The following is a 13554-nucleotide window of genomic DNA, read 5'->3' as shown; positions in this document are numbered from 1 at the left end:
GCCCTTGTGATCGGGGCCGTACCAACTGTTATCTTGTGCGATGTTGAGAAGTGGTTAACCGCTTCTCAACCAGCCGCGTCGCTCAGGCGGGCGAGGGTTTCATCGCGCCCCAACACAAGCATCATGTCATAAACAGATGGGGTTACTGCGCGCCCTGCAAGTGCCGCCCGAAGGGGCCCCGCGAGTTTTCCGAATTTGGTGTCTTTCGCAGCCGCAAAGCCGTTCATCACCTCTTCCAGCGTTTCTTTGTCCCAGCTAGCATTTTGCAACTGCGGCGTCAATTCGTTCAGCATACCACGGGATACATTGTCGAGATTTTTTATTGCTTTCTCGTCCGGTGTAACGGGGCGTGAAGTCAGGACAAAGTGAGCCTTTTCAATAAGTTCCGGCAGTGTTTTTGCCCTTTCTTTCAGGCAGTAGAGGGCCTGCTCCAATCCGTCACTTTGTTGTGGGGTCAAGGCAGGAAGATTTGCAGCCGCCAAATATGCCTCACATTCACGCCGCAACGCAGCGTCACCTGAGCTGGCAATATGCTGTCCACAGATATTTCCGAGCTTTTTCAGGTCGAATTGTGCCGGACTTTTGCGGATGCCGTTCAGATCAAACCACTCCAGCGCCTGCGCATCGGTAAAGAACTCATCGTCACCATGGCTCCATCCCAGACGGGCCAGATAGTTGCGCATGCCTGCGGCGGGATAACCCATCACCTGATATTCTTGCGCGCCCAAGGCCCCATGACGTTTCGACAGTTTCTTACCGTCATCGCCGTGGATCAGCGGAATATGCGCCCAGACAGGTACATCCCAGCCCATGGCGTTGTAGATCATCATCTGGCGTGCTGCATTGTTCAGGTGATCGTCGCCGCGTATCACATGTGTCACGCCCATATCATGATCGTCCACAACCACTGCCAACATATAAACGGGTGTGCCGTCCGAACGTAACAGCACCATGTCATCCAGGGTGTTGTTCTGAAAGGTAACATCGCCCTGCACCTCGTCGCGGATCACCGTAGTGCCTTCCTGCGGGGCCTTGATGCGCACCACATAGGGGGCATCCGGGTGGCTGTCAGCCTCGGCATCGCGCCAGGGTGAATGATAAAGGGTGCTTTTGCCTTCTGCCTTGGCGGCGTCGCGATAGGCGCTGATGTCATCCTGAGTGGCAAAACATTTGTAGGCCTTGCCCTGCGCCAGCAGATCCAGTGCCACCTCGGCGTGGCGCGGGGCATTGTCAAACTGGCTGACAATCTCGCCATCATGATCCAGACCCAGCCATGCCATGCCCTGTAGGATCGCTGTAGTGGCTTCGGGGGTGGAGCGTGCGCGGTCGGTGTCCTCGATCCGCAACAGGAATTTGCCACCCCGGCCACGGGCATACAGCCAGTTGAACAAAGCGGTCCGTGCGCCGCCGATGTGCAGAAAACCGGTGGGCGAGGGGGCGAAACGGGTGACAACTTCGGCGGTCATTGGGGCTCTTTCTCAATAGGGGTCAACCGGAACAAAGTTGCGTTTACCTTTCGCTAACCATCGTCCCGCTAGTGTTGGGGCCTGTCTATCCAGTGCGGTGAACGGGAGCAAGCATGGGCCGCATCAGCAGAATGTTTCACCGCGGCCTGACCGCCAGCGGCGCGGTATTGCTGGCACAACTGGGCCATATGCTGGGCTGGCTGCCAGTCTGTCTTGCCACTGGCATTGGCTGCTACTTTTCCTTGAAATGGGAACCGGGATGGCCGTTGTTCATCTGGCTGGTACTGGGGGTGCTGGGGCTTGTCACTCTCGCGCGCAATCTGCCAGAGGCGCTTTCGCCTTTTGTCATAGCTTTGGCGTTATGCCTGATCGGTTTTATCCTCGCCGGTGTCCGGGCGCATTCAGTTGCCGGGCCGGTTCTGGGCTGGCGTTATTACGGGGCGGTGGAGGGGCGGATCGTCGCCATCGACCGCAGCCAGTCGGGTGCCCTGCGGTTGACGCTAGACCAGCTGCGCCTTGATGACGTGCCACCGGAGCGCACACCACATCGCGTGCGGATTTCCCTGCACGGCAAAGGGCCTGCGGGCATCACCCCTGAGCCGGGGTTGCGGGTGATGATCACCGCACATCTTTCGCCGCCCGCCGGTCCGGTGGAGCCGGGGGGATTTGATTTTCAACGGCATGCATGGTTTGCGCGGCTGGGGGCCGTTGGCTATGCGCGCACGCCTTTGATGGGGGCTGCTGCTGCCAGCGAAGGTCATGCAGGGTTGATGGTTTTCCGTATCCGCATGGCGGCGTCTGCCCATATACGGAAGCGGTTGGCGGGAGATACCGGCGGGTTTGCAGCGGCGATTACCACCGGCGATCGCAGCGCCATCAGCCCAGAGGCATTGCAGGCGCTGCGGGTCAGTAACCTTGCGCATCTTCTGGCGATTTCGGGCCTGCATATGGGGTTGTTGACGGGTTTTGTCTTTGCCGGTTTGCGGCTTCTGTTGACGCTTCACCCGGTGTCGGCGCTGCGCTGGCCGACCAAGGCGATTGCTGCTGTCGGCGCGCTCATTGCGGCGGCGGGATATCTTGCCTTGTCGGGTGGGAATGTTGCAACGCAACGTGCGTTTATCATGGTCGCGGTTGCCTTGGCCGCCTTGATGATCGGGCGGCGGGCCTTTTCCTTACGGGCTGTGGCGGTGGCGGCCTTTGTCGTTCTTATCCTGCGCCCGGAGGCATTGATGGGGCCGGGGTTTCAAATGTCCTTTGCTGCGACAACCGCACTGGTTGCGGTCTTTGGCTGGCTGCGGGGGATAGATCAGCGCTGGCTGCCAAAATGGGCCAGACCGGTATTTGCCACGGTGGTTTCCTCTGCTGTGGCTGGGTTTGCAACCGCACCGATTGCCGCGGCGCATTTCAACGCTTTTGCCCATTACGGGTTGATCGCAAACCTCGCCTCGGTGCCTTTGATGGGATTGTTTGTGATACCGGCAGCCGTGCTGGCCCTGCTGATGGCCCCTTTGGGGTTGGACTGGATCGGGCTTGCAGTGATGGGGCTGGGGCTGGACTGGATCCTTGGTGTTGCCCATGCCGTTTCAGAACTGGAGGGCGCAAGGGGCCATGTTGTCAGCCCAGGGGCATGGGTTTTGCCGCTGCTGTCGCTGGGGTTTCTGATGCTTATTCTCTGGCAGGGACGGCTGCGATGGGTCGGGGTGCCGGCGATGGCCCTCAGTCTTGTCCTATGGAATGAGGCGGTGCGGCCCGAACTGTTGATTTCCGATACGGGTACATTGGTCGGTGTCATGACGCCCAAGGGGCGCGCGCTGAGCAAAGCAAAAGGGGCAGGGTTTGTCGCCCGCAACTGGTTGGAAAATGACGGGACAGGAGCGACCCAGGCATCTGCGGCAAAGCTATGGCGGCAGGGTGATATTGTACACCTGTCCGGCAAACGTGCCTTGGCAGGGTTTCAGGGCTGTCAGGCAGGGCAGATCGTGGTCGCCTCTGTCAGGGCGGATGTGCTGACCGGCCAACCTTGCAGGGTGTTTGACCCGACCAGCCTGAGACGGACCGGCGCGGTGGCCCTGCGTAAATCCGGGGAAGGGTGGCGGATCACCACGGCGCGGGGCAGTGCCGGCGACCGGCTTTGGACCCATTGGCCCAAAGCCCGGTCACAAGATCAGTAGGTGCGGATCAATCCGACCAAACGACCCTGAACCTTGACCAGATGGGAGGGGAATACCTTGGTTTCATAGGCTGGGTTTGCCGCCTCAAGCGCGATGGAGCCCCCCTTGCGGCGGAAGGTCTTCAAAGTGGCCTCGTGATCCTCGACCAATGCGACCACAATATCACCGTCATCTGCCGTAGAAGTCTCGCGGATCACCACCACATCACCGTCATTGATGCCGGCGTCGATCATCGAATCGCCTTTGACCTCTAACGCGTAATGCTGTCCTGACCCTGCTATCATCCCATTGGGCACAGTGACCGAATGGGTCATATGGTTGATGGCCTCAATCGGGACACCGGCGGCGATCTGGCCCATCACCGGCACATTCAGCGCCTCTGCTACACCCACGGGCTGGGCTTCTGCCGGTGGGTTGGCATCGGGGCGGTCCCCGTCAATCACACGCGGGGTGAAACCCGGGTTCGGCGCACCGCCCAGACTTTCGGGCAGTTTCACAACCTCAATGGCGCGTGCGCGGTGGGCCAGACGACGGATAAAGCCACGTTCCTCAAGGGCCGTAATTAAACGGTGGATGCCGGATTTTGACCGCAGATCCAGCGCCAGTTTCATTTCGTCAAAGCTTGGCGGCACCCCGTCACGCTGCACACGTTTATGAATAAAGGCCAAAAGATCGAGTTGTTTTTTGGTCAGCATGGCCGCCCCCTTTTTCGACAAATGGTTTTCATTTGTTCTAGGGATGTTCTTGTTTTGTGTCAACGCTTGTCGTGTTTGCCGGGTTACAGCAAGAGGTAGGTGCCGATCTCGCCGGCGCTGCGGGTAGGATCATCGACGGGGCGGATCAGCAGCGCGTCAGCGGTTGCCAGCACGCTGAGCAGTGAACTGTCCTGCCGTGTATCCGGGTGCAGTTTCCCGTCAATCAACCGGGCCCGCATGTAATGCGCGCGTGCTCCGTTGGCGGGCATGTCACAGGCCAGTGGCGCGCTGTGCATTTCAGGCTCCGCAATGCCCAGCCCCAGCATCTTGCGGACTATTGGCGCGACAAACACCGTGCCACAGACCATGGCAGAGACCGGATTGCCCGGCAGACCAATCATCGCCATGTCGCCCATGCGCCCCGCCATCAATGGCTTGCCCGGACGCATCGCAACCTTATAAAAACTCTGTTCCATGCCCAATTCGGCGGCAACCGGGGCCACCAGATCGTGATCGCCAACCGAAGCACCGCCGATGGTCACAATCAGGTCTGCACCCTTTGCCAAAGCGAAAGCCTGTTTCAAAGAAGCGGTCGTGTCGCGGGCAATCGGCAGCAGGCGGGTTTCAGCACCCAGTCCCTCCAGCATGGCGGCGAGGCCGAAGCTGTTGGAGGCGACAATCTGGTCAGGCTCGGGCGTTTCACCGGGCTGCACCAGCTCATCCCCGGTGGCAAGGATCGCCACCACAGGTTTGCGAGTCACCGGGACGCTTGCGATGTTCATGGCGGCCAAAAGCGCAATGTCAGCAGGGCGCAGCAGCAGCGGGGCCGTGACGGTTTGACCGGCGCTGAAATCGCCACCGGCGGGGCGGATGTTGTCCTTATCCCCAATGTTATGGCCAAGGGTGATCAGATCGCCGCGGCGGGTCACATCCTCTTGAATGACGATGAAATCCGCACCTTCGGGCAGGGGCGCACCGGTAAAGATACGCACTGCCTGACCGGCTTTCACTGTGCCGTCAAACCGGTGACCGGCTGCCGATTCACCGATAACTTTGAACATGGCATCCGGTTCGACCTCTGCGCGGCGCAGGGCATATCCATCCATGGATGAGGCGGCAAAGGGGGGCTGTGTACGGGTGGCGACAACATCCTGCGCCAATACGCGACCAGCAGCATGGCGCAGCGGGACATGTTGAACCGCCAGCGGCGCGGCAAGCGCCAGAACAGCGGTGCGGGCCTCTTCGACCGATATCATGTGGCCTCAAACCGGCCCGATTTGCCGCCGTCTTTCAAAACAACACGCAGGCCGCCGATTTCCATGGTTTTGTCGACCGCTTTGGACATGTCGTAAACGGTCAAGGCGGTGACAGAGGCGGCGGTCAGCGCCTCCATCTCGACACCGGTCTGGCCAGTGGTTTTCACTGTTGCCGTGATGCGGATGCCGGGCAGGGTTGCGTCCGGTTCCAGATCAACACTGACCTTGGTGATCGGCAGGGGATGACAGAGCGGGATCAGATCCGAGGTGCGTTTGGCCGCCATGATGCCTGCCAGCCGTGCCACGCCCAGAACATCACCCTTTTTCGCGCGGCCTTCAGTAATGATATCAAAGGTCTCTGGGTTCATCTTGATGTGGCTTTCGGCCACCGCGATGCGCGAGGTGACAGCCTTTTCCGACACATCAACCATATGCGCATCACCCTTGGCGTCAAAATGCGTCAGCGCCATCACATCCCCCCGGAAGTCAGCGGGTTGGCCAGCAATTTGCGGGTGGCAGTTGCTACATCATCCTGACGCATCAGGCTTTCCCCGATCAGGAAGCTGCGCGCGCCATATTGCGCCATATCCGCAAGGTCCTGGGGGGTGTTCAAACCGGATTCGCTGACGATCAACCGGTCAGCGGGCACCAGTTTGGACAGGGTGCGCGTGCCATCGAGTGAGGTCTCGAAGGTCTTGAGGTTGCGGTTGTTGACGCCAATCATCACGCTTTTCAATCGGGTGGCGCGCTCCAGTTCTTCAGCGTCATGCACCTCGATCAACGCATCCATGCCCCAATGGGTTGCACAGTCCTCAAGCTCTGCAGCCTGTGCATCCGACACCGACGCCATGATGATCAGGATGCAATCCGCGCCAAGTGCGCGCGCCTCTGCCACCTGATAGGTGTCATACATGAAATCCTTGCGCAGGGCAGGCAGATCACAAGCAGCACGGGCGGCGGTAAGATATTCCTTTGCACCCTGAAAACTGGGGGTGTCGGTCAGCACAGACAGACAGGTTGCACCACCTGCCGCATAAGCCTGCGCCAGGCTGGCGGGATCAAAATCCTCGCGAATCAACCCTTTGGAAGGGCTGGCTTTTTTGATCTCCGCGATCAGGCCATATCCTTCGCGGGATGCTGCGTGCAGCGCATCGGCAAAGGGGCGCACCGGGCTGGCGGCCTGTGCATCAGCCTCAATTTCGGCCAGTGGCTTGGCGATCTTATCGGCGGCCACTTCCTCAAGCTTATAGGCTTTGATTTTATCTAGGATGGTATCAGTCATCATTCCTCCGGGTTGCCCCAGTTTATGGCCTTCTGACCCTGTGTCTGCAACCACGCATTGGTGCGACTAAAGGGGCGGGAGCCGAAAAAGCCGCGATGAACGGACAGGGGTGAAGGGTGCGCGGTTTCGATCTTCAGATTGTCACTGGCGCTGACGTTTTTGGCCGCTTTTTGCGCTGGCCCACCCCAAAGAAGATAGGCGCGCGGCGCATCGGCAAGACGGGCAAGCACGTCCTGCACCAGCTCCCCCCAGCCCAGTTTTGCATGGGCCTTGGCCGCCCCCTGCGGCACGGTCAGCGCCGTGTTGAGCAGCAGCACCCCCTGATCAGCAAGGTCACCCAGATCGGTGCGTGTACGCTGCAATCCCAGATCGCTTTCGATTTCCTTGAAAATATTCCCCAGACTGTCCAGCCGCCCGCCAAAGTCCTGCGGGATTGAAAAGGCCAACCCATCTGCCTTGCCCGGCGTATGATAGGGGTCCTGACCGATGATCACCACGCGGGTGTCCTGCGGCTGGGTGCGTTCCAGCGCGTGAAATACCTTATCCGGTGGTGGGAAAACAGGGCGGGTTTCCTGCGCCAGCGCCGCTTCAATGTTGGGCAGGGTTTGCTGGAAAAACGGCAGCTTTGCCCAGCCGCCCAAGCGGGACAGATCCAAGGCGGTCATTTCTGCTGGGACACAGCGGCGACATGGGCGAGCTTTTCCTTGGCGGCCCCGGAATCGATGCTTGCTGTTGCCATTTCTACGCCGGTTTTCAGGTCAGGTGCGGCATCCGCAACCACCAGCGCGGCGGCGGCGTTCAGCAGTACGGCATCCCGGTATGCGGATCGCTCCCCGTCAAGCAGGGCCCTGAAATCACGTGCGTTTTCCTCGGGTGTGCCGCCCAGAATATCATCAAAGGGATGTACAGGCAGGCCCGCATCTTCGGGATGGACCTCAAAATCACTGACCGTACCCTGATCCAGCCCCGAAACCCAGCTGACGCCGGTGATGGTCAGCTCGTCCGTGCCGTCTGAACCATGTACCAGCCAGGCCTTTTCGGACCCGAGCGCCAGCAGTGTTTCTGCCATCGGGCGGATCAGGTCACGCCGATAGGCACCGGTCAACTGGCGTTTGACAGAGGCCGGATTGGTCAGCGGCCCAAGGATGTTGAATATGGTGCGGGTGCCCAGTTCCGAACGGGTGGGCATCACATGAGCAATGGCAGGGTGATGCATTGGGGCCATCATGAAACCGATGCCAGCCTCGGCCAGTTCACGTTCGACCACGGGGGCGCCGACCATGACATTCAATCCCATCTGCGTCAGCGCATCTGCTGCGCCGGATTTGGACGACAGGTTGCGGTTGCCATGTTTTGCCACAACCACACCGGCACCCGCGACGACAAAAGCGGTCGCGGTCGAGATGTTCAACGTGCCTTTGCCGTCACCACCAGTGCCGACAATATCCATCGCCCCTTCGGGGGCTTTCACCGCGTGGCATTTGGCGCGCATTGCAGCTGCGGCGGCGGCATATTCATCCACGGTTTCGCCACGTGTGCGCAGGGCCATCAGGAAACCGCCGATCTGGCTTGGGGTGGCCTCGCCGTCAAACAGGATCTCGAAGGCCTCAGCAGCTTGCGCGCGGGTCAGCGGCCCATTGGCGGCGGCGTCGATCAGGGGTTTTAGCGCTTCACTCATGCGGGCACCTGCAATGTATTCAGAAAGTTTTGCAACAGCGCATGGCCATGCTCGGAGCGGATCGATTCAGGGTGGAACTGCACGCCATGCATCGGCAATTCGCGATGCTGCAACCCCATGATTGTCCCGTCCTCAAGCGCGGCTGTAATGCGCAAGGCATCGGGCAGGCTGTCGCGATCAACCACCAGCGAATGATAGCGGGTTGCCTCAAAGGGGGTGGGCAGCCCGGCAAACAAGCCGGTTCCATCGTGATGCATCCGGCCCATTTTGCCGTGTACGATGTCATCGGCGCGCACGACCTTGCCGCCAAAAGCCTGCCCCAGGGTCTGATGCCCCAGACAGACACCCATCAGTGGAATATGGTTTTCGGCGGCGGCTTTGGTCAGTTCCAGACAGATGCCGGCCTGATCCGGGTCACAGGGGCCCGGTGACAGCAGGATACCGGCAGGGCGCATGGCCAGCGCATCGGCGGTGCTTAGCTTATCATTGCGGTGCACCTGCACATCTGCGCCCAAAGACCCCAGATAGTGTACAAGGTTATAGGTAAAGCTGTCGTAGTTATCGATGAGCAGCAACAATGGTCAATTCTTTGCGTTTGGGATGGTCCTTTGGGCTAGAGGTCTTCGCACCCGTCGGAGTATATACGGTGCATAGATGTTCAGGCTTGCCGCGCGCCGTCAAGAGCGTGAGCAGGCAAATTCGGACCGATGCGCCGTTGAGCAGCGGCAGATGCAGTGAGCAGGAGTAGTTAAATGGCACGCGGATTTCTCAGTGGGGCGCTTGTTGGTGGGGTTGTCAGCCTTGGCGTTGGAGCTGTGGCCTCGGTCATGGTGCCGTTGGACCCGCCGGCACCGCTTGCCTCCCCTTTGGTCAGTGACAAGGCCCCGCAGGGCGGTGAAACACCGCAGCCCGTTGACGTGGTGGCTAAGACCAATACGGTCGCCTCAGAGGATGCGCCGGTCGCAGGACTGCCCGCATCCCAGACGCAGGCACCGCAACCGGATACTTTGGATGGTCTGGATGTGACCACTTCGCCTTCGGCCAAGGCACCCGTTACTGCAGAAGCGATTGAGCTGGACGCCCCTGTCGATGTGGCGCAATCCGTTGCGGTTGACCTGTCCGGTGAGGATCCGGTGATCCCCAATCCTCAGGCTTTGGCCCCGATGATGCCGGAGGATTCGGATCAGGTGGCAATTGATACCGCACCCGCGGCCCGTCCGCTGCCAAAACCGCTGGAAAACCCCGAGGTGTCAGCGGAAGCTGCAGAGCAGATCGTTGCTGATGCGCTGGCGGCTGCGCGTAAGGCGCAACCGAATGCCGAAGGGCAGGAGGCAGATGCTTCAGAGGCGAGTCCAGCAGAGACCGTGGTGGCAGGCAATGCGCCAGAGAATTCGGCGCAGGGTGAGGCAGAACAGCCACCAGCAGAGGCTTCAGCACCTGAAACAAGGGAAGCCTTACAGCCAAGCGAAACCCCGCAGATCGTGCAAACCGAAACCGAAACCGCCCCGGCAGCGCCACCGGTAGCAGAGGCACCGGATGAAAATGCACCCGAAGAGAACAGTGAGGCGAATACACAGGTCGCCGTGCTGGCCCCCTCTGCACGTCCACGGATCGGAAAACCGGCAACCACGCTGGGCGATCGTGCCAGTAATGTGACCGTCAACCGCTTGGGCAATTCATCCCCGGATGCGACCGTCGAACAGGCAACCATCATCACCGACAGCCCGTCGGGGATTGAGCTGCGGCCTGTGGAGAAATACGCGCAGGCGTTTTCTAATGCAGAGGGCAAGCCGCTGATGGGGATTGTCCTGATTGATGATGGCCGTGACCCAACCGCAGGGGCGCCGGGGCTCGCGGCACTGCGCAGCTTCCCCTATTCGCTCAGTTTTGCAGTCGACAGCAGCTTGCCCGATGCAGCAGAGCGGGCAGCACTGTACCGCGCCGAAGGGTTTGAGGTTTTGGCGATGATCGATATGCCGCAAGGGGCGTTGGCCTCTGACGTTGAGACCACATTGGGGGCAACCCTGTCGCAGATGCCTGAAGTTGTCGGCGTGCTGGAAGGCGCAGGCGAAGGGCTGCAAGCCTCGCGGGAGGTGGCCGATCAAGTCACTGCGATCCTTGCGCAATCCGGGCATGGCCTGCTGACGCAGGACAAGGGGTTGAACACCATGCCCAAGCTGGCGCTCAAACAAGGTGTGCCCGCCGACCCGGTGTTTCGTGATTTTGACAGCGAAGGGCAGACCGCAACGGTGATCCGTCGCTTTCTTGATCAGGCCGCCTTCAAAGCCGGGCAAGAGGGGGCTGTGGTGATGTTGGGACGTTTGCGGCCAGACACGATTTCGGCCTTGCTGTTGTGGGGGTTGCAGGACCGGGCGGGCAAGGTGGCACTGGCCCCGATTTCCGCAATCCTGACACGTGAGGACCGGTAAAGGCACCGGTCACCGCCGCAGATCAGATGATTTCATCCTCGTCAAACAGCGGGTCGGTCTCCAGCTGAGTGGAGAGATCATCTACCGTGTCTTCCGATGCTTTCGGGCTAAGTTGCGCCAGATGGAACACCGCATCCCCTTCGTTCACCACCGGCAGGATCGCGCGGCCAATCAGGATGCCGGGGCTGGGGGCAAGCAAATCGGTTTCGACGGTGCCAAACGGATCCGATACAGTTGCCAGAACATCGCCCTTGGCCACGGTCTCACCCTCGGCGCGGAAGGTGCGCAGCAGCCCGCCAGCGGGGGCACGCAGCCATGTGGAGGCGCTACAGAAATAGGGGGCAACCTTGGGTTTGGCGATGCCTTTGGCAGGCAGCATGTCCTTGGCCCGCATGACCCGCAGGATGCCAGCAACACCCGCCCGCACCGCCATTTCGTCGAACCGCAACCCTTCGCCTGCTTCATAGAGCAGGATCGGCGTGCCCTGTTTTGCGGCCACGGCCCGCAAAGATCCGTCTCGCAGCGGGGAGGTCAGCACCACAGGGGCACCAAAATCAATCGCCATCTGATGGGTGAAAGGATCGCGCGGGGAGATGCGCACCTGCGGCAGATTGGTGCGGTGGATGGCTGCGGAATGCAGGTCAATCCCGAAGTCGCAGCGCTGCACGACCTCGTTCAAGAAAATATGTGCCAGACGGGAGCCAAGCGAACCAGAAGGATGCCCCGGAAAACAGCGGTTCAGGTCGCGCCGGTCGGGCAGGTAGCGCGAGCGTGACAGAAAACCAAAAGAGTTGACCACCGGCACGGCCAGCAATGTGCCGCGCAGGGAGGCAAGCTGCGGTGCGCGCAGCAGCCGGCGCACGATTTCGACGCCGATCACTTCGTCGCCATGTACGGCGGCAGTTACACAGATGGTCGGGCCTGCACGTTTGCCATGGTGGACCTGAACATGCAGGCCAACCGGCGTGTGATCGGGTAGGATTGAAACCGGCAAGGTGACAGTCCGGTTGGTGCCGGCGGCAATTTCAACGCCTGCAATTTCGAAAGGGGCGTTGGGCATCTTGCCTAATTCCGTCCTGTGCCGTCAAACCGGGCCGCATCCGCCGCCGCGCGGCGGATTGCGCCGGACTTATGGATGGTTTCCATAAACTCGGCCTCTGCGTCGCTGTCATAGACCACGCCGCCACCGGCCTGAATATAAAGGGTTTCATCCTTGATCACCGCAGTGCGCAGGGCGATACACATGTCCATATCGCCACCGGCACTGAAATACCCGACACCGCCGCCATAGACGCCGCGTTTTTCTGGCTCAAGCTCGTCGATGATTTCCATCGCACGGACCTTGGGAGCACCAGATACGGTGCCCGCAGGCATCCCGGCAAAGAAGGCATCAAGCGCATCACAGCCTTCTTTCAACTCGCCCACCACATTGGACACGATATGCATCACGTGGGAATAGCGTTCGACTATGAATTCCTCGGTCGGGCGCACCGTGCCGATTTTCGCCACACGTCCAACATCGTTGCGGCCCAGATCCAGCAACATCAGATGTTCGGCCAGTTCTTTTTCATCGGCAAGCAGATCGGCCTCAAGCGCGCGGTCTTCTTCTGGCGTTGCGCCACGTGGGCGGGTGCCAGCGATGGGGCGGATCGTGACCTCATTGCCAAAAACACGGACAAGGATTTCGGGGCTGGCCCCAACCACATGGAAGCCGCCGAAGTTGAAATAGAACATGAAAGGCGAGGGGTTGGTGCGCCGCAAGCTGCGATAAAGCGAGAAGGGCGGCTGGGCAAACCCCTGCGCCCAGCGTTGGCTTGGCACCACCTGAAAAATGTCACCCGCAACGATATATTCACGCGCCTTTTCCACCGCTGATTTATAGCCTTCACGGGTGAAGTTGCTGACCGGTTCATCGGCTTCGGCAGCTTCACCCAGATCGCGGCTGGCACCGGGCATGGCGCGTTCCAGATCACGCACCGCATCCATCACACGTTCAGCGGCCTGCGCATAGGCGGCGCGGGCGGATTGCCCGTCTGACACCCAGGCGGGTGAGACAATCGTGACCTCACCCTTCACCCCGTCCAGCACGGCAATTACCGAGGGGCGCAGCATCATTGCATCCGGCAGTCCCAGCGGATCGGGGTTCACATGTGGCAGATGTTCCACCAACCGGATCATGTCATACCCCAGATAGCCGAACAGACCGGCGGCGGCCTGCGGCAGATCTTCGGGCAGGTCAATTTTGGATTCAGCGATCAATGCGCGCAACACATCCAGCGGGTTGCCGGTGGCCTCCTCAAAGGCATCCGCGTCATACCGTGCGGCGCGGTTGATGGCAGAGGTTTCACCGCGACAGCGCCAGATCAGATCGGGTTTCATGCCGATGATTGAATAGCGGCCCCGGACCTCGCCCCCGGTCACCGATTCCAGCACAAAGGCGTTTTCAGCCGCCCCGGTCAGCTTGAGCATCAGCGAGACGGGGGTGTCCAGATCCGCGGCAAGACGGGCATAGACAACCTGATTGCGACCCTCCGCGTGGCCGGCCGCGAAATTGTCAAAGCTGGGGGTCAAAGCCAT

Annotated in this window: 12 protein-coding genes; 2 read left to right on the top strand and 10 right to left on the bottom strand. The window is 60.4% G+C overall.

What is annotated here, in order from left to right; genetic code table 11:
- Window positions 1-65 precede the first annotated feature (65 nt).
- Window positions 66-1466: a glutamate--tRNA ligase gene (gene gltX / locus QQL78_RS08515; protein ID WP_284372469.1), complete on the bottom strand. Its 1401-nt coding sequence runs from the start codon at window positions 1464-1466 to the stop codon at window positions 66-68.
- A 113-nt stretch (window positions 1467-1579) separates the two neighbouring features.
- Between gltX and QQL78_RS08510 the strand changes: the two genes are divergently transcribed.
- Window positions 1580-3637 (top strand): ComEC/Rec2 family competence protein, encoded by a 2058-nt coding sequence (locus QQL78_RS08510; protein ID WP_284372468.1) that lies wholly within the window; start codon window positions 1580-1582, stop codon window positions 3635-3637.
- Here the strand turns inward: QQL78_RS08510 and lexA are convergent.
- From lexA to QQL78_RS08475, 7 genes are all read right to left on the bottom strand, one after another.
- The gene (gene lexA, locus QQL78_RS08505) at window positions 3631-4332 is read right to left on the bottom strand and encodes a transcriptional repressor LexA (protein WP_284372466.1); all 702 of its coding nucleotides are present in this window, start codon (window positions 4330-4332) and stop codon (window positions 3631-3633) included. The two genes, QQL78_RS08510 and lexA, sit on opposite strands and share 7 nt — an antisense overlap.
- Window positions 4333-4415: 83 nt before the next feature.
- Window positions 4416-5588, bottom strand: coding sequence for a molybdopterin molybdotransferase MoeA (locus QQL78_RS08500; protein ID WP_284372464.1), 1173 nt, complete (start codon window positions 5586-5588; stop codon window positions 4416-4418).
- Window positions 5585-6058, bottom strand: coding sequence for a cyclic pyranopterin monophosphate synthase MoaC (gene moaC, locus QQL78_RS08495; RefSeq protein WP_284372462.1), 474 nt, complete (start codon window positions 6056-6058; stop codon window positions 5585-5587). Before moaC ends, QQL78_RS08500 begins: the two co-directional genes overlap by 4 nt.
- Entirely contained in the window at window positions 6058-6870 is an 813-nt protein-coding gene (gene trpC, locus QQL78_RS08490; protein WP_284372460.1) for an indole-3-glycerol phosphate synthase TrpC, read from the bottom strand. The genes moaC and trpC overlap by 1 nt, the downstream gene beginning before the upstream one ends.
- A complete protein-coding gene (locus QQL78_RS08485; RefSeq protein WP_284372458.1) occupies window positions 6870-7535 on the bottom strand; it encodes a uracil-DNA glycosylase in 666 nt (221 codons plus the stop codon). Before QQL78_RS08485 ends, trpC begins: the two co-directional genes overlap by 1 nt.
- Window positions 7532-8548, bottom strand: coding sequence for an anthranilate phosphoribosyltransferase (gene trpD, locus QQL78_RS08480; RefSeq protein ID WP_284372456.1), 1017 nt, complete (start codon window positions 8546-8548; stop codon window positions 7532-7534). The genes QQL78_RS08485 and trpD overlap by 4 nt, the downstream gene beginning before the upstream one ends.
- The gene (locus tag QQL78_RS08475) at window positions 8545-9126 is read right to left on the bottom strand and encodes an anthranilate synthase component II (RefSeq protein ID WP_284372453.1); all 582 of its coding nucleotides are present in this window, start codon (window positions 9124-9126) and stop codon (window positions 8545-8547) included. Before QQL78_RS08475 ends, trpD begins: the two co-directional genes overlap by 4 nt.
- Before the next feature lie 174 nt (window positions 9127-9300).
- On the opposite strand from QQL78_RS08475, the gene QQL78_RS08470 reads away from it, so the two are divergent.
- Window positions 9301-10977 (top strand): divergent polysaccharide deacetylase family protein, encoded by a 1677-nt coding sequence (locus QQL78_RS08470; protein ID WP_284372451.1) that lies wholly within the window; start codon window positions 9301-9303, stop codon window positions 10975-10977.
- Between the two features lie 22 nt (window positions 10978-10999).
- Here QQL78_RS08470 and QQL78_RS08465 read toward each other — a convergent pair whose 3' ends face one another.
- Both QQL78_RS08465 and trpE read right to left on the bottom strand, forming a co-directional pair.
- Entirely contained in the window at window positions 11000-12037 is a 1038-nt protein-coding gene (locus QQL78_RS08465) for a succinylglutamate desuccinylase/aspartoacylase family protein (protein WP_284372449.1), read from the bottom strand.
- Window positions 12038-12042: 5 nt separating this feature from the next.
- On the bottom strand, window positions 12043-13554 hold the full coding sequence (gene trpE / locus QQL78_RS08460; protein ID WP_284372446.1) for an anthranilate synthase component I: 1512 nt from the start codon (window positions 13552-13554) through the stop codon (window positions 12043-12045).

This window comes from Sulfitobacter pacificus, from assembly GCF_030159975.1.
Taxonomy (GTDB): domain Bacteria; phylum Pseudomonadota; class Alphaproteobacteria; order Rhodobacterales; family Rhodobacteraceae; genus Sulfitobacter; species Sulfitobacter pacificus.
This window is presented reverse-complemented; position numbering and strand designations above follow the sequence as displayed.

Excerpts from the sequence above, each read along its gene's own strand:
- gltX (WP_284372469.1), bottom strand. The coding sequence starts at position 1,466 with ATGACCGCCGAAGTTGTCACCCGTTTCGCCCCCTCGCCCACCGGTTTT.
- QQL78_RS08510 (WP_284372468.1), top strand. The coding sequence starts at position 1,580 with ATGGGCCGCATCAGCAGAATGTTTCACCGCGGCCTGACCGCCAGCGGC.
- lexA (WP_284372466.1), bottom strand. The coding sequence starts at position 4,332 with ATGCTGACCAAAAAACAACTCGATCTTTTGGCCTTTATTCATAAACGT.
- QQL78_RS08500 (WP_284372464.1), bottom strand. The coding sequence starts at position 5,588 with ATGATATCGGTCGAAGAGGCCCGCACCGCTGTTCTGGCGCTTGCCGCG.
- moaC (WP_284372462.1), bottom strand. The coding sequence starts at position 6,058 with ATGGCGCTGACGCATTTTGACGCCAAGGGTGATGCGCATATGGTTGAT.
- trpC (WP_284372460.1), bottom strand. The coding sequence starts at position 6,870 with ATGACTGATACCATCCTAGATAAAATCAAAGCCTATAAGCTTGAGGAA.
- QQL78_RS08485 (WP_284372458.1), bottom strand. The coding sequence starts at position 7,535 with ATGACCGCCTTGGATCTGTCCCGCTTGGGCGGCTGGGCAAAGCTGCCG.
- trpD (WP_284372456.1), bottom strand. The coding sequence starts at position 8,548 with ATGAGTGAAGCGCTAAAACCCCTGATCGACGCCGCCGCCAATGGGCCG.
- QQL78_RS08470 (WP_284372451.1), top strand. The coding sequence starts at position 9,301 with ATGGCACGCGGATTTCTCAGTGGGGCGCTTGTTGGTGGGGTTGTCAGC.
- QQL78_RS08465 (WP_284372449.1), bottom strand. The coding sequence starts at position 12,037 with ATGCCCAACGCCCCTTTCGAAATTGCAGGCGTTGAAATTGCCGCCGGC.
- trpE (WP_284372446.1), bottom strand. The coding sequence starts at position 13,554 with ATGGCTTTGACCCCCAGCTTTGACAATTTCGCGGCCGGCCACGCGGAG.